At 63.4% G+C, this 14,876-nt stretch carries 15 protein-coding genes; 6 read left to right on the top strand and 9 right to left on the bottom strand.

Annotated elements, in window-relative coordinates:
- The first annotated feature begins 124 nt into the window (after nt 1–124).
- Entirely contained in the window at nt 125–925 is an 801-nt protein-coding gene (gene thiD, locus P6U24_RS27480) for a bifunctional hydroxymethylpyrimidine kinase/phosphomethylpyrimidine kinase (protein WP_407155579.1), read from the top strand.
- 782 nt (nt 926–1,707) lie between these two features.
- Here thiD and P6U24_RS27475 read toward each other — a convergent pair.
- Both P6U24_RS27475 and P6U24_RS27470 read right to left on the bottom strand, forming a co-directional pair.
- A complete protein-coding gene (locus P6U24_RS27475) occupies nt 1,708–2,181 on the bottom strand; it encodes a VOC family protein (RefSeq protein ID WP_407155578.1) in 474 nt (157 codons plus the stop codon).
- A 185-nt stretch (nt 2,182–2,366) separates the two neighbouring features.
- The gene (locus P6U24_RS27470; protein ID WP_407155577.1) at nt 2,367–3,059 is read right to left on the bottom strand and encodes a CerR family C-terminal domain-containing protein; all 693 of its coding nucleotides are present in this window, start codon (nt 3,057–3,059) and stop codon (nt 2,367–2,369) included.
- Nucleotides 3,060–3,172: 113 nt separating this feature from the next.
- On the opposite strand from P6U24_RS27470, the gene P6U24_RS27465 reads away from it, so the two are divergent.
- Together P6U24_RS27465 and P6U24_RS27460 are read left to right on the top strand one after the other, a co-directional pair.
- Nucleotides 3,173–4,315: an HlyD family secretion protein gene (locus P6U24_RS27465; RefSeq protein WP_407155576.1), complete on the top strand. Its 1,143-nt coding sequence runs from the start codon at nt 3,173–3,175 to the stop codon at nt 4,313–4,315.
- A complete protein-coding gene (locus tag P6U24_RS27460; protein WP_407155575.1) occupies nt 4,312–5,907 on the top strand; it encodes a DHA2 family efflux MFS transporter permease subunit in 1,596 nt (531 codons plus the stop codon). The genes P6U24_RS27465 and P6U24_RS27460 overlap by 4 nt, the downstream gene beginning before the upstream one ends.
- Nucleotides 5,908–5,931: 24 nt before the next feature.
- On the opposite strand, the gene P6U24_RS27455 is transcribed toward P6U24_RS27460, so the two are convergent.
- Together P6U24_RS27455 and P6U24_RS27450 are read right to left on the bottom strand one after the other, a co-directional pair.
- Nucleotides 5,932–7,107, bottom strand: a complete 1,176-nt coding sequence (locus P6U24_RS27455; RefSeq protein ID WP_407155574.1) for a cytochrome P450 — start codon at nt 7,105–7,107, stop codon at nt 5,932–5,934.
- An 83-nt stretch (nt 7,108–7,190) separates the two neighbouring features.
- On the bottom strand, nt 7,191–7,973 hold the full coding sequence (locus P6U24_RS27450; protein WP_407155573.1) for a LuxR C-terminal-related transcriptional regulator: 783 nt from the start codon (nt 7,971–7,973) through the stop codon (nt 7,191–7,193).
- 192 nt (nt 7,974–8,165) lie between these two features.
- Here P6U24_RS27450 and P6U24_RS27445 point away from each other — a divergent pair, with 192 nt between their 5' ends.
- Nucleotides 8,166–9,314 (top strand): ABC transporter substrate-binding protein, encoded by a 1,149-nt coding sequence (locus P6U24_RS27445; protein WP_407155572.1) that lies wholly within the window; start codon nt 8,166–8,168, stop codon nt 9,312–9,314.
- 50 nt (nt 9,315–9,364) lie between these two features.
- Here the strand turns inward: P6U24_RS27445 and P6U24_RS27440 are convergent, their stop codons facing one another.
- Nucleotides 9,365–9,826: a MarR family winged helix-turn-helix transcriptional regulator gene (locus tag P6U24_RS27440; RefSeq protein WP_407155571.1), complete on the bottom strand. Its 462-nt coding sequence runs from the start codon at nt 9,824–9,826 to the stop codon at nt 9,365–9,367.
- A gap of 91 nt (nt 9,827–9,917) precedes the next feature.
- Here P6U24_RS27440 and P6U24_RS27435 point away from each other — a divergent pair, with 91 nt between their 5' ends.
- Nucleotides 9,918–10,286, top strand: a complete 369-nt coding sequence (locus tag P6U24_RS27435) for an antibiotic biosynthesis monooxygenase family protein (protein WP_407155570.1) — start codon at nt 9,918–9,920, stop codon at nt 10,284–10,286.
- 164 nt (nt 10,287–10,450) lie between these two features.
- Here the strand turns inward: P6U24_RS27435 and P6U24_RS27430 are convergent, their stop codons facing one another.
- The gene (locus P6U24_RS27430; protein WP_407155569.1) at nt 10,451–10,951 is read right to left on the bottom strand and encodes a hypothetical protein; all 501 of its coding nucleotides are present in this window, start codon (nt 10,949–10,951) and stop codon (nt 10,451–10,453) included.
- A 59-nt stretch (nt 10,952–11,010) separates the two neighbouring features.
- Nucleotides 11,011–11,364 (bottom strand): hypothetical protein, encoded by a 354-nt coding sequence (locus P6U24_RS27425; protein ID WP_407155568.1) that lies wholly within the window; start codon nt 11,362–11,364, stop codon nt 11,011–11,013.
- A gap of 212 nt (nt 11,365–11,576) precedes the next feature.
- On the opposite strand from P6U24_RS27425, the gene P6U24_RS27420 reads away from it, so the two are divergent.
- Nucleotides 11,577–12,518 carry a LysR family transcriptional regulator gene (locus P6U24_RS27420; RefSeq protein ID WP_407155567.1) on the top strand — a complete coding sequence of 314 codons (942 nt, stop codon included), beginning with the start codon at nt 11,577–11,579 and terminating at the stop codon, nt 12,516–12,518.
- A 46-nt stretch (nt 12,519–12,564) separates the two neighbouring features.
- Here the strand turns inward: P6U24_RS27420 and P6U24_RS27415 are convergent, their stop codons facing one another.
- Nucleotides 12,565–13,737 carry an aromatic ring-hydroxylating oxygenase subunit alpha gene (locus P6U24_RS27415; protein ID WP_407155566.1) on the bottom strand — a complete coding sequence of 391 codons (1,173 nt, stop codon included), beginning with the start codon at nt 13,735–13,737 and terminating at the stop codon, nt 12,565–12,567.
- Nucleotides 13,738–13,811: 74 nt separating this feature from the next.
- The gene (locus tag P6U24_RS27410; RefSeq protein ID WP_407155565.1) at nt 13,812–14,795 is read right to left on the bottom strand and encodes a DMT family transporter; all 984 of its coding nucleotides are present in this window, start codon (nt 14,793–14,795) and stop codon (nt 13,812–13,814) included.
- Nucleotides 14,796–14,876: the final 81 nt, after the last annotated feature.

Below are 14,876 nucleotides of genomic sequence, written 5' to 3'. Positions count from 1 at the left end.
TCTCCGAAAGGGGGTAGGCCGTAATATAGTCTTTTCCGGCCAAGTCGATATGGTTTCTGGGACCCGTGGGGCCGCGGGCGGGGCGCCTTGCCGGGCCCCCGCGGCGCGCGCTAGGGAAGAAGCCATGACCACGCCCATCGCGCTCACCATCGCCGGTTCGGATTCGAGCGGCGGCGCCGGCATCCAGGCCGACCTGAAGACCTTTGCCGCATTCGGGGTCTACGGCGCGTCCGTGATCACGGCGTTGACCGCGCAGAACACGCGCGGCGTGCGCGGCGTTCATTTGGTGCCACCTGACGTCGTTGCCGCGCAGCTCGATGCCGTGTTCGACGACCTCACTGTCGGCGCGGTCAAGATCGGCATGGTCGCGAGCCGCGGCGCGGTCGAGGCGATCGCGGCAAGCCTTGTCAGCCGGCAGCCCGCGCATGTCGTGCTCGATCCGGTGATGGTCGCCACATCTGGCGACAGGCTGCTGGCCGAAGACGCGGTCGACGGACTCCGCCGCTTGCTGATCCCACGCGCCACGCTGATTACGCCGAACCTGCCGGAAGCGGCGGCGCTGCTCGGCGAGGCCGTCGCCACTTCGGAGACCGCGATCGCCGAGCAGGGCCGGCGGCTGCTCGCCTTTGGCTGCGGGGCCGTGCTGATCAAGGGCGGCCATGGCGACGGACCCGAGAGCACCGACTATCTGATCACTGGCGAGGCGACGCTGCCGCTGACCGCGCCGCGGCTCGCGACCCGCAACACCCATGGCACCGGCTGCACGCTGTCCTCGGCGGTGGCCGCAGGCCTCGCCAAGGGCGAGGATCTTGCGAGTGCCGTGCGCGGCGCCAAGACCTTCATCACCGAAGCGATCGCCGCGGCTGATCGCTTCACCATCGGCCATGGCCACGGCCCGGTGCATCACTTCCACCGATTCGATTGACGGGACGCGCAGCGAGTCGCTGAGCGGCAGCCTGATCCGCTGGTCGCTCGCCGTATCATTCTCATCGCCGCTGATTTGCCGCTTTTTCCCGAAAATCAGACGTTGGCCGGAACGATCTCAGGATGGTGCGGTTGACACCGTTCCAACGGAGAGGAGGTCCGTTAATGAAGGCAGTGATCCTCACAACAATGGCGTTGATTGCGTCTCCCGCTTTTGCGCACGGCGGCGGTGCTGGTTCACAGAGAGTGACGAAATATGCGCCAGGGACAGGCGCGGGAAGCGCAGCAGACTGTCAAGCTGCGCTCGTTGCAATCCTGCGGAGCCTTTTCCAACAGGCGCCAGCGTTCTCGACCTGTGAACGCTGGCTTTCGCTGCTATTCTTTCCCGAAAATCCCATAGCTCACACCAGGAAGTGACATGCGAAAAGCGATCTGCGTTCTGATCCTCGCGGTCTCATCCGTGCTGGCCGCGCCAGCCACCGCTCTGCCGATTGCACCCATGCATCCCAGTGCAGACCGCGGCGGATCAGACATCATCGAAGTAAAAGGCGGCCACGGTCATGGCCATGGCCATGGGTGGGGGAGAGGACACGGTCACCGGCCATTCGGCTGGAGCCGCGGACGGAAGACCGGCTGGCGGCACCATCACTGTCCGCCCGGCCAATGGAAGAAGGGACGCTGCTGAACTGCAGCAAGCGCCAACTCGTCGAGGCCATGGCTGCGGAAACAGCGCCGGCGGGAGATCGTGTGCGACCCGCCGGCGATCGCGCTACAAGCGCAGCATCAGCCGCGGCGTGCCGCGATGATCGCGGCGACGTCGATCTTGGTCATGCCCATCATCGCCTCGAACGCACGCTTAGCTTCGTCTCCGCCAGCCCGCATCGCCTCCATGAGCACGCGCGGCGTGATCTGCCAGGAGATCCCCCATTTGTCCTTGCACCAGCCGCAGGCGCTTTCCTGCCCGCCATTGCCGACGATGGCGTTCCAATAGCGGTCGGTCTCCTCCTGATCCTCGGTTTCGATCAGGAATGAGAACGCCTCACTATGCTTGAACGCAGGACCGCCATTGAGGCCGACACAGGCAGCGCCGAACACCGTGAATTCGACCATCAGCACGTCGCCAGCCTTGCCGGAGGGGTAGTCACTGGGCGCGCGGTGGACGCCCACCACGGTGCTGTCGGGGAACGTCTCGGCGTAGAAGCGGGCAGCAGCCTCGGCATCCTTGTCGTACCAGAGACAGATCGTGTTCTTTTTCATGGTAAGTCCTTATCGCGTCCAACCAGTCAGGCCGCACTCCGTCGGCTCGCCAAATTAGACGGTGCACGCAATATGCTCCAGCCTCACGCGGTCATGACGCGGCTCGCGTTCGGTGAGGGCAGGGAAGGGGTGATCAACGAATCTCCTGATGTCCGTTGCCGCCTGCGGGGGTCCATCGCGCCGGATCAAGCTCGCTTGGGTTTGCAGGATTTCAGCAGCAGCGTGGTTTGCCGGCGCACGATTCTCTTGATCGCCTGCAGCCGCTCCGGCGTGATCTCGTTGGTGCCGAGCACGAATTTGAGATGCTCGCGCGCGAAATGAAACGTCAGCAATTGGCCGTTGATCGACACGGCCATCAACCGGCGTTCCTCCTCGCCAACGCTGCCCTCTGAAATATGCGCGATGATCCTGGCGCAGCAATCATGCACGCGTGATCCCGGGCCTTTCGAGGGATCGACCAGGCTGGCTTTGATCGGCATGATCCGGCGCACGATGAATAGGGCGCGGCGCGCGGCATCGGGCGAGCCGAACATGAAGTCCGCAAGGCCGTCGAGCATCGCGCAATAGGCATCGATGATCTCGTCGTCGCTCGCCTTGGCGCGCAGCAGCGCGTCGACCGTCTCCAGCACCGGGCCGACGACATTCATCGCGGCCGTCTGGATGTCGGCGATGCAGGCGGCGTAAAGCCCTTCCTTGTTCTCGAAATAATACTGCAGCGACGGCGCCGGCACGCCGGCCTCCGCCGCGATGTCGCGGGTGGAGACGCCATCGAAGCCGCGTTCGCCGAACAGCGCCAGCGCAGCACGGATGATCCGGGCTCGCGTCTCCTCGCCGCGCGCGTAGCCGCTCTCCGCTTTCCGCCGTCTCACCGTCGACATTCCAGCACCTCCACCTTCATCATAGCACATCTCCAGAATTATTCCAGTTGACATAAATATTCCAGTCGGAATAAATATTCCAATCGGAATAAATTCGCAGATGAGGCCCTGGCATGAGCGTCGCAGTCTTGAAGAAGGTGGGAGACACTCCCGCCAGCGAAGGCGAGGCCGCGCTGCCGAAGGTCGCGCGGAAGCGGAACCGCAGGCGCATCCTGCTTGGGGTGATCGCCTTCCTGGTCATCGCGTGCGGCGGTGTCTATGGCCGCTACTGGTATCTGGTGGGCCGCTTCATCGAGAGCACCAACAACGCTTATCTGCGCGCCGACCAGGTCGCGATGGCGCCGCGCGTGTCCGGCCAGGTCTCGGACATCTACGTCAAGGACAATGAGGACGTCGTCGCCGGGCAGGCGCTCTTGAAGATCGATCCTCGTCGCTACGAGATGACCGTGCGCCAGGCCAAGGCGACGGTCGATGCGCGGGAGGCCGATGTCGAAAAGAGCAAGGCCGATCTGCGGCAGCAGGATGCGGTGATCGCGCAAGCCGTGGCCGACGTCGAGACCGCGCGGGTCAATTCCGAGCTTGCGCAGAAGGAATATGAGCGCTCGGCGGCGCTCGCCGTCAGGGGCTTTGCCACCCAGCAGAAGAACGAGCAGACCGAGAGCGCGCTGGCGCAGGCGCGCTCCACGGTGAATCTGAAGCAGGCGGCGCTCGACGCCGCGCGCCAGCAGGTCGCGACATTGAAGGCGCAATTGGCGCAGGCCGAGGCGCAACTTGCGGCAGCGAAGGAAAGTCTCAGCCAGGCCGAGATCGACCTCAGCGATACCGTCGTGCGCAGCCCGATTACGGGGCGGGTCGGCGACCGCACCGTGCAGCTCGGGCAATTTGCGCAGCCGGGCACCAAGCTGCTGACGATCGTGCCGACCGGTCAGATCTATCTGGTCGCCAATTTCAAGGAGACGCAGGTTCGCAACATGCGTCCAGGCCAGCCGGCCGAGATCAGCGTCGATGCCTATCCGGACCTGAAGCTGCGTGGGACGGTCGAGAGCTTTGCGCCGGGCACCGGTGCGCAGTTCGCGCTGCTGCCGCCGGAGAACGCCACCGGCAATTTCACCAAGATCGTGCAGCGCGTGCCGGTCCGCATCCGCGTCAATGCGCCCGAGAAGGCTGCGCCGGCGTTCGTGCCGGGCTTGTCGATCGAGGTCTCCGTGAACACCAAGGCGGCGCCCGCGATCCGTACGGCAGGAGTGGCCCAATGAGCGCGGCGAGCGACACCTTGCGGCTGGGCGCGGGCGCGGCCGGATCGAAGCCAGCGGACAGCGCGAGTGCCGTCGACTGGATCGCAGTGGTCGCCGGAGCGCTGGGCGCGCTGATGGCCACGCTCGATACCTCGATCACCAACACTGCACTGCCGCAGATCCAAGGCGAGGTCGGCGCCAGCGGCACCGAAGGCACCTGGATCGGCACCGGCTATCTGGTCGCCGAGGTCGTCATGATTCCGCTGACGGCCTGGCTGACAAGGCTGCTCGGTCTGCGCCGCCTGTTGCTGATCACCACCATCGCCTTCGTGCTGTTCTCGATGCTGTGCGGCGTCTCGAACGGGCTGGTGGAGATGATCATCGGCCGCGCCGGCCAGGGCTTTTTCGGCGGCGCGCTGATTCCGACCGCGCAGGTCATCGTGCGCACACGATTGCCGGCGCGGCAGATGCCGATCGGCATGAGCATCTTCGGCACCATCGTGCTGCTCGGCCCCGTCATCGGACCTGTGATCGGCGGCTATCTCGCCGAAGAGGTCTCTTGGCGCTGCTGCTTCTTCCTCAATCTGCCGGTCGGCATCGCGCTGGTCACGCTGCTCGTTCTCGGACTGCCGGATGAAAAGTCCAGGCTCGATCTTCTGGCCAAGGCGGATTGGCTCGGCATCATCGGCATGGCGATCGCTTTCGCCTGCCTGACCGTCGTGCTCGAGGAAGGGCAGCGCGAGCGCTGGTTCGAATCTTCGCTCATCATCAATCTGTCCCTGGTCTCGCTGCTCGGCTTCGCCGCGATGTTCGTCGCGCAGAGGACGAGTGCTGATCCCGTCATCAAGCTGGCGCTGCTACGCAATCGTGCCTTCGCCAGCGCGACCTTCATCACGCTGGTGATCGGCGCGGCCGTGTACGGCACCACCTTCGTCGTGCCGCAGTTCCTTGCCGGCATCGCCGGCTACAATCCCCGGCAGGCCGGCGGCATCATGGCCCTGTCGGCGATTCCGGTCTTCGTTCTCATCCCCGTGCTGCCGCGCATCATCGGCCGCTTCGATACGCGCCTGATGGTGGCGCTGGGCCTGCTCGCCTTCGCCGCGAGCTGCTTCATGGACATCCATCTCAGCCCCGACAGTGCCGGCGGCGATTTCACCTCTTCGCAGCTGATGCGCGGCGTCGGCCAGATCCTGGCGATGATGCCGCTCAACCAGGCCTCGATGGCGGCGATCGGGCGCGAGAATGCTGCCGACGGCGCCGGCATCTACAGCATGGCGCGCAATCTCGGCGGCTCGATCGGGCTGGCTCTCTGCGGCGTCTTCATCGACCAGCGCAGCGCGGTGCATTCCGACACCATCCGCGAGGCCATCACCGCCAATTCGCTGATCGGGCAGGCGCGGCTCGCCGCCGACGGCCTGAGCCAGGGCATCGATCAGGCCAGGGCGCACCTGCGGGCGATCGCGCAGCTCTCCAGCCTGATCGAGAAGCAGGCGCTTGTCATGACCTACAATGATTGCTTCTGGTTGCTCGGCATCTGCCTCATCGCGATCGTGCCTGTCGTGCTGCTGCTGCGCTCGCCGAAGCCGGGCGCCGCAGTCGTGGCGGGACATTGAGGAAAGTGGAATGTCTTGGCTCGGTCACGCATCCCGATCCCACGCGACGGGCAGGTTGAGCAAACCTCGAAACGCCCAGCCACCCATCCGTGCCGGCTCGTCCCCGGCAAGGCGAAGCCGTTTGAGCCGCGCAAAGATGGCGGGCAGAGCGACATCGGCGACCATCGCGCGCGAGGCCCATGCGCCAGCACAGAAATGTGGGCCGGCACCGAACGCGATGCTTTTGCTGGTATCGCGCCTGACGTCGTAGTCATCGGGGTGCTCGAAGTGCTTCTCATCCCGATTGGCGGAGCCGAACATCAGGAAGACCCGTTCCTCCGGCTCGAAATCGACATCGCGGACGGTCCAGGGCTTCGCGACCCGGCGCGGGGACATCCCGATCGGAGAGATCCAGCGCGCATATTCCTCGAACGCCTGCATCCAGGGAATCTGGCCCGCCATCAGCAGCTTCAGCTGGTCCGGATGGGTGAGGAGCGCCCAGACGGTCCCGGCAATCGCATCGCGCGGTTCGTTTTGTCCGCCGCTGATGGCGAGCTTGATGTTGGCGCGAATGCTCTCCATCGGCATGTCGCAATCGAGCATGACCCCGAGCAGGCTGCGATCGGCTTTCCCACGAAGACGCGGCGCCATGTCGTCGATGGCATCATCGATGCCTGCCGTCGCCGCGCGGCAGCGCGCCTCGACCGCGGGATCGCCGACGTAGTTGGCGATGCCGTCGATCATGCCCTGCGACCAGGCGTTCATGTCCTGAAAGCGCATGTTGGTCAGGCCGGTGATCGACTTCAGGCATTCGGCCGAGAACGGCAGCGCGAAGTCGCGCACGAAGTCGCAGGCGCCGCTCGGCGCCAGCGCGCCGATGATGCGGTCGGCATGCGCCTGGAACTGGCCGGTCCAATGCGCCTTGACGGTCTTGGGAGAGACCGCGGGAAAGATCGCCTTGCGTTCGGCGAGATGAGCCTCGCCATCCTTGCGCATCATGTTGTGCCCCATCAGCCTGTTCATCAAGCCCTGCGGCTGATGCGAGCTGAAAACATCGATCTGCTTTTCGCAGACATAGATGTCGTCCCGGCTGCAGAGCAGCGTGCTGCCAAGCTGGGGCACGAAAGCGATCGGCGCCTCGCGGCGCAATCGCGCCAGGGTCGGGTAGGGATCGTGCCAGAAGGCAGAGACGTCGATGTCGATGCGGGGGGCTGTGCTCAAGATCGGTCCTCCGAGCGCGAGCGTATCGCATCAGCGCTCGGCATGTCTGTCCCGGTAATCTGGGACAAGCAAGGAGAGCTGCGCTAATGCGCGGAACGGGGGCGCGCCATCAGCCGCAGCGCGATGGCGAACAGCTCGTTTTGCGAGGAGATGCCGAGCTTCTCATAGGCCCGCTTGCGATAGGTGAACGCCGAATGCAGGCTGATGCCGAGTTCGGATGCGATCGCCTCGGTGCCGTAGCCCGACAGGATGCGCCGGCAGACATCCTTCTCGCGCGAGGTCAATGTCACGAAAGGCGCGTGCGTCGCGAACAATCTCTCGAGCTGCTTGCGCGCGTCGGGGACATCCTGCTCCTGGCAATGTCGGGCCACGATCGCCGCCAGCGCCGGCGCAAGCTCGGCCAGACGGGCGGTCTCGGCAGGCGTGAATTGTCCTTGATCGATGGTCCGATAGAAATTCAGGTAGAAGCAGGTGTCATCCACCCAGATCGCCGTCGCGCTCTTGTCGACGATCTCGCCATCTTCGAAAAACAGCTTCCGATAGGTATCGCTGTACATGCGCGGAGAGAATTTCGGCAGCACGATCGGTCGGCCCGCCGAGCGGTGGCGCAGCAGCGTGTCGTGGTTCGGGTCCGCCACATAGAAATGCTCGGAATAGGCGGCGCCGAGGTCTGGGCCGATCCCGATATTTCCAACGCCGAGGCAACACTGCGCAGCCTGGCCTTCGAACGCGAACACCATGCAATGGCCGACATTGGCAGCGGCTCGAACGGTATCGAGCAGCACCTTCGGGAACGAAGGTTGGCCGATCGCCAGCACCATCGGTGCGAGAACGGATGCAACATCCCCGTGGCGTCGATCCGCCATCGCTTCCTCCCGGTTTTCCTGAAACGTATCAGCGGCACCGCAGCTTTTGAAGCGCGGATGCCGTTTTGCAGTTGCTAACTGTCCCCAATTGCGGGGACAGACGTTGGCTGCGGAGGGTCGGTAATGTGAGCTCGGTTGTGCCGGCGATGCTAGAACTTGCACCGCAAGAGCATGAACTCGGGGAGGATCGACATGAAGCTGGCTGCTGCCGGGCTTTGGGCTGTTGCGAGCACGATGCTGCTGGTCTCGCATGCGCAGGCGGACATCAAGGTCGGGATCGTCGTATCGGCCACCGGGCCAGGCTCTGCACTCGGCCAGCCACAAATGAAAACGATCGCCGCGCTGCCGACCGAGATCGGAGGCGAGAAGGTCGTCTACATCGCGCTCGACGACGAGTCGGACCCGACCAAGGGAACGCAGAACGCGCGGCGGCTGGTGATTCAGGACGGCGTCGATGTCCTGATCGGCTCCTCGCTGACGCCGGTGACCATGCCCATGATCGACGTCGCCATGGAGGCCAAGACGCCGATCATCTCGCTTGCCGCGGCCACATCGATCGTGAAGCCGATCGATGACCGGCGCAGATGGGCATTCAAGGTCGTGCCGAACGACGACCTCATGGCGGCCGCGATCCTCAAGCACATCGCCAAATCAGGGATCAAGACGCTCGGCTATATCGGCGTGTCCGACGGCTACGGCGAGGGCTACTACAGCGAGGTGTCGCGGCTCGCGCCGACCCTGGGCCTGACCGTCACGACCCATGAGGTCTATGCGCGCGCCGACACCAGCGTGACCGGACAGGCGCTGAAGGTGATCGCCACCAATCCGGAAGCGGTGTTCATCGCCTCGGCAGGAACACCCGCCGTGCTGCCCCAGGAAGCGCTTCGCGCGCGCGGCTATGCGGGAAAGATCTTCCAGACCCATGGCGTCGCCACCGAGGACTTCATCAAGCTGGGCGGCGCGAACGTCGAAGGCGCGGTGTTTTCCGGAGAAGCCTTCACCATCGCCGACGATCTCGCATCCGATGATCCGTTCCGGCGCGCGCGAGACGAGTTTGTCGCGGCCTATGAACGGGCGAATGGGACTAAGCCGAACATGTTCGCCGCCCATCTCTGGGATGCCATGACGCTGATCAAGCGGGCTGCACCGAATGCCCTGAAGACCGCGAAGCCCGGCACGCCGGAGTTTCGCACCGCGCTGCGCGATGAACTGGAGCGGGGGAAGGACGTCTACCTGAACAACGGCCTGTCGACGATGTCACCGGAGAACCACAACGGTTACGACGCGCGGTCCGCTTTCCTCATCAAGGTCGAAGGAGGGAAGTTCCGGCTCGCGCGGTGACCGCGATACGAGCGGCGCGCCGCCGCATCGAAGCGGGAAGGGCGCACCAGCTACTTCCCTGCTGACTCCAGCCTGTCTCGTAGACCCACAATCAGTCCGTGGACGGCTCGGATATCCTTGGCCGAGAAGCCGGCCGCTATCTCATTGATCCACGGAGCCTGCAACTCCATCGCAGAATCGAACGCGCGCCGCCCCTTTTCCGTCAGGACGACGAGCTGGGCCCTGCGATGGTGAGGATTGGCCTCGAACGCGACGAGGCCGTCATGATGAAGATCATTGATGATGCGCTGAACGTTCTGGCGGTTGCCGCCCAGGTCGCGCGCGAGCCAAGCCACGGGCTGCGGCCGATCGGCAGCGACAATGGCACCGAGCACCTGCCAGCGGGCGCTGGTCAAACCCAGCGGCGCGACCAGCCGATCCCCTGCGGTCAAGAGCAGAGTGTTCACCCGAAACAGGTCGAGGACCAGGGCGCTGAGGGCTTCGCCTGCGGGCGTTCGGGATGGCTGCTTCATAGGCGCATAAATGCAGATTGACATCATAGTGTCAATATGGGACAAACGATGTTGTCAAGACGACATCATGATTACAAAAATGGAGCCCTCCATGTCCTTGTTGCGACCTCTCGATCCCTCGTTTCCGATCCAGCGCCAGATCGGAATTGACGCAAGTCCGGTCGTGCTCGTGAATCCCTTCATCCTCGACAAGAACGACGAAGCGGCCTTTTTGACAGTCTGGCAGGATGATGCCGAGTTCATGAAGCGGCAGCCCGGTTTCATCTCGACCCAGCTTCATCGCGCGATTGGCGACAATCCCACCTATTTGAACTATGCGGTTTGGGAGTCGACGGCTCACTTTCGCGCGGCGTTCGGCCACCCCGACTTTCAGGCAAAGATCGGGGCCTATCCTGCTTCGGCAGTCGCGATGCCGCATCTGTTCAAGAAGGTCGCGGTCCCCGGAATCTGCGTCGCGTGATGCGGCTTGCCGGCCCGCAGCACGATCGGATCACGCGGATGACGATGGCATCGAGCAGAACGTCGATCTAGGCACGATCGGCGTAAACGATGCGTTTGGCGGCCTGATCGTGGCCGAGCTCTGATGCCTCATCCTCAGACAGCACTGGTGCTCGGCGAGGGGGATTATCGGGCTTGTTCAGCCGGCTTCACATTCAACAGAAGCAGGAAGATCAGCACGTGGCTGACGAACAGCAACGGGACATAGAGCGCGGGCACGTAAATTCCTGCAGCCATGAGGCCGGGATCTCTGAGCTGCGTGGCGCCCATGTAGTATGCATTCAGAAGATCCAGCGTGCCCCAGACGTTGAATATCCAGACGACTGGAATGGCGATGGACCAACGCCAGGAGAGCGCCGCCATCGAGAGCAGGGCCAAGATCGCCGCAATGAAATCGCCCCATCCAACTCTGCTGGCAAAATCCGTGTTCAGTTCCGGCGACACGAATCCGGTCACAAGGAAGCTCATTCCCAAGAATCTGAATGCATGAAACGCTGCGAGGAGTCTCAAGGCGTCAAACCGGGACAGGGCGCGCAGCGCCGGCCAGACATAGATGTACGCGATGGCCGCGCTTGCCAGGACCGCGCCGGCGACGCTCAGGACGAAGGGCAGATTGAAAGTAGGCATTCTTTGATTCCTCGGACCGGCTTCGACGTGCCGTTAACAGCGCGGCCGCGGCGGTCGTGCTATTGCGCTCGTTCGGGATCGGCCAACAGCAGCCGAAGCGGCAACAGCGGCCCGATCGCGATGTACTCGTGATCCATCAGGTTTTGCTTGGCGAGTGGCAGGCCCTCCATGATCGCGTGCGCTTCCGCGACATCTTTGGTATCGAGCAGGAAGACGGCGCCGCGGCCATCGGCGCGCGAGAACCATTCACGAATCTTCCCACCGACGTAGAGCTGCACGGTCTGCCGGACTTCACTCGGCATGACCGCCATGACCTGGTCCCGCGTGACGTTGGCCTTGACCGTCAGGATGACCAGCACCCCGGTGGTTGCGGACGCAGCATTTTGTGTTTGAGCGATGGATGGTTCGGTCATGGCAGGGACACCTATCAGGGTTAGAGTGAGTGCGACGGCGGCGTTCCGGAGTAACGTTGTCATCTCGGTCTTCCATCGCGGCAGGCTGCTTAGTTCAAGTCATGATCACCGCAGGGATCGGAGCCGCGGTCTGCGACCGGCGTGGTGCCGGTCTGCACCCCGACGTAAGACAGCTTTCCGCGCGCGACTATCCGCGATAATCTCGACGAGCCATGAAGCAGAGCTTCACAGTCAGACAAGGTGCGTTGGACGGCGTCGAGGTGTTCCTCAGTGTCGCGCGGCACCGGAGTTTCCGCAGAGCCGCCGATGAGCTCGGTGTGACAACCTCAGCGGTGAGCCAGGCCGTCCGCGCGCTCGAAGCACGGGTCGGCGTGGCCCTTTTCATCCGAACGACGCGAAGCGTGGGACTGACCGAGGCTGGCGAACGCTTTCATGCGCGGGCAAGGCCGGCGTTCGAAGAGCTCGTGTCTGCGAGCGACGCGGCGCGCCAACTTGCGGGCAGGCCAAGCGGTCTGTTGCGGCTCACCGTGCCCCGCGGCGTCGTACCGACCGTGCTGGAGCCGATCGTGGCCTCGTTCTGCCGCGCCTACCCCGAGGTTCAGGTGGAGATCGTTGCCAGCGAGGCGCTCGTCGACCTCGCGGCGGAGGGCTTCGACGCCGGCGTTCGCATGGGCCAGTACATTGCGCCCGACATGGTCACGGTGCGGCTCTCTCCGCCTTTCCGGCTCGTGGTCGTTTGCAGTCCATCGTATCTGGCAAGCCGCGCGGCTCCGGAGTCTCCGGATGAACTGACCGACCACGCGTGCCTTCGCTGGCGCCGCTCAGGCGGGGCCATCGCGCCGTGGACATTCGACGACAATGGCCGCGCGATCGAGGTCGTCGTCAACGGCCCCTATATCGCGAACGATTTTCCGACGCTAATCGGTGCGGCGATCGCAGGCGTAGGCCTGGCGCAAGTGCCGGAGCCGGTCGCCGCGCGATCACTGGCCGAAGGCAAGTTGCAGCGCGTGCTCGACCCCTTCGCGCCGCTGACTCCGGGCGTCTTCCTCTATCATCCGGGCCGGCACCAGGTGATGCCGAAGCTGCGAGCCTTCATCGAGCACGTGAAGGCCAACGCGGGTGGACGCGGCAGAAGGCATCATTTGCACGAATGACAGCAAAGGGATTTAGGTCCGCTGTCGCTGGCCGCCCGCAAGGAATTCACGTCGCCAGCGCCTCCGCTATGGTTTCGTGGAATCGACGTACATTGTTTTCGAACCGCCCAAGGACGAACCTTCTGCTCTCTGCGGCCGCCAGGCCAAGCTGGATCTGTTCGCAGATGAACAGGTCCTCGTTGTTGAATACCTCGCCATCGATGAGGTCGAACGAGCGGTCCCAATGGGCCTGCGCTTTCTGGCCGGTTGGGTTCTCGGGCGTCAGAATCGTGTGCACGAACAGGGACTGATCAACTGTTACAGGAAAGACACCGATGTGGCTGGTGTAGTCCGGATGATACACTATGATACTATTTGGAAACACGAAGTGGACCAGCGACGCGTGCGTCCGCGGGCTCCATTCCTCGGCCGGCAGTTGTTGTATGGCTCCGAACTCGGAACGGCCCACTAGCATGCGCAAATGTGGACCGACGCTCTCGGTTGCCGCCTCCGTGTCTGCGAAGAAGCTGGCTATCGACGCAGCGTGCAGTCGCTTGATGTGGTAAAATTCGACGAATGCATCGACGATCAGTTTCCAGTTTGCCTTCCGCAGTACGACATTCTGTCGAAAAAAGCGTTGTTGGACGATTGCAAGCTCTGCCAAATCATCGTTCAGGCCGCCGAGATAGTCCGAGACGCTGATCTGCGGTCCGGCCTCACGGCCCAGAACGACCCATATCAGTCCATGGCACACAGTTGATTGCAGTTCATAAAGTCCGTGGCTCGCGCGATCGAGCGTCGGGAACGCTTCCGCTCGCGGTACACCCGCCAGGCGACCGTCAAGTCCGTAGGTCCAGCCATGATAGCGGCAGGACAGCTTGGACCGGCGGCAGATCTGCCCATCTGCGGCCAGCAATCTGGCGCCACGATGGCGGCAAACGTTGACCAGCACGCGTACGCTGCCTTCATCATCGCGCGTCAGCAGCATCGGAACGCCGACCACGGTGCGAGCCATCATGCTACCGATGGGAAGCTGGTCGGCATGGCCCAGACACAACGGCAGGCGATGGAATAGCTTCTCCACTTCTGCCCGGTACTGCTCCGAGCAGGTGTAGACAGTCGAATCCAGTGTGGTTTCTCCGAGGTCCCAGTCCGAGCTTTGCCGCTCGTTCCAGTTGGACAGCAGTTGTTCGAACAGCCTTTGCCAGGGCTTCTGACGAAGGGTGGTATCGGTAAGCATTCGTCGTTCCTTTTTGGACTTTCACTGGAGTTCATTGGTGTCCTCTGCCGTGTCGGCAGCCTCAAGCGGCATCCTCAGCTTCCCGTCGCCTGGCGTGGTCGCGTCGGTCCCGCCATGGCGCTCAGTTGTCGCTGTGCTGGATGTGCATCGGCCACGGTGGAGCAGATCAAGCCGGCCACAATCGCTGCCATGCCAATCGCGTGGTAGATGTGCAGGTGCTCGTGCAGCAGGGCGCTTGACAGAAATGCGCCATAGAGGGGAACGAGGTGAATGAACATCCCTGCTCTGACTGGTCCGACCCGAGCGATGCCGAACATGTAGATGAGATTGGCGAGGAGGCATGCGGCGACGCCCACGTAAAGCAATGCCGCAACGGCAGCCGCGTTCCAGGTCGCCCGTGCGCCGCTGAGATATTCCCATACGAGAAACGGAAACAGCACCACGACCGCCACGGCCAGTTGCGCACCTAGAAGTCCGAGGCGGTCCGCATCCGCCGGCAAGTCGCGCAGCAGCACCGAAAACAGCGCGAAAGACAGCATCGCTCCAAACAACATCAGATCTCCCTGCAAGGACTGGCCGGTCAGCAGCCGCGCAAATTCGCCATGAAGAGTGATGGTCAGCACGCCCGCGCAGGAGAAAGCCATGCCGAAAATCTGTCGAGCACGCAGCCGCTGCCCAAGGAACAGGGCTCCCATCAACACGATCAGCACGGGGATCGTGGAATTCATGAGTTGCCCGCTTGTCGCCGTCGTGAACTGCAGGCCCGAATAGGTCAGCAAGTTGAAGGCGACCATGCCGGCCAGGGATGCGCAGAGGACCCGCCAGCGGTACTCCCAGTGCCGCCTGAGGTCGCGACGGATAGTGGTCCAGCCGAACGGCAGCAGGAAGACCAGGGCGACGAAATGCCTGGCGAAGGCCAGCATCATAGGTGGCACCTCGGCGCGAGCAGCCCTTCCCACAACGAAATTGCCGGCCCAGAGCAGGGGCGGCAGGAGAAGCGCGAACAAGCCAAGGATCTGCATCCTGTCGCGGTTAGCTTGGCGTGCGCCGGAATTCATTGGCGACTCCTTGATCGAGACTGTCGGTCATGTTGGAATAGAATAGCCCGGCCTCGCCGATCGCCGATTGCGTTGTTGGGC

The sequence above is a fragment of the Bradyrhizobium sp. STM 3557 genome, assembly GCF_045571465.1.
Classification (GTDB): domain Bacteria; phylum Pseudomonadota; class Alphaproteobacteria; order Rhizobiales; family Xanthobacteraceae; genus Bradyrhizobium.
The sequence above is the reverse complement of the archived record's forward strand: the minus strand, read 5'-3'. Positions and strand labels throughout refer to the sequence as shown.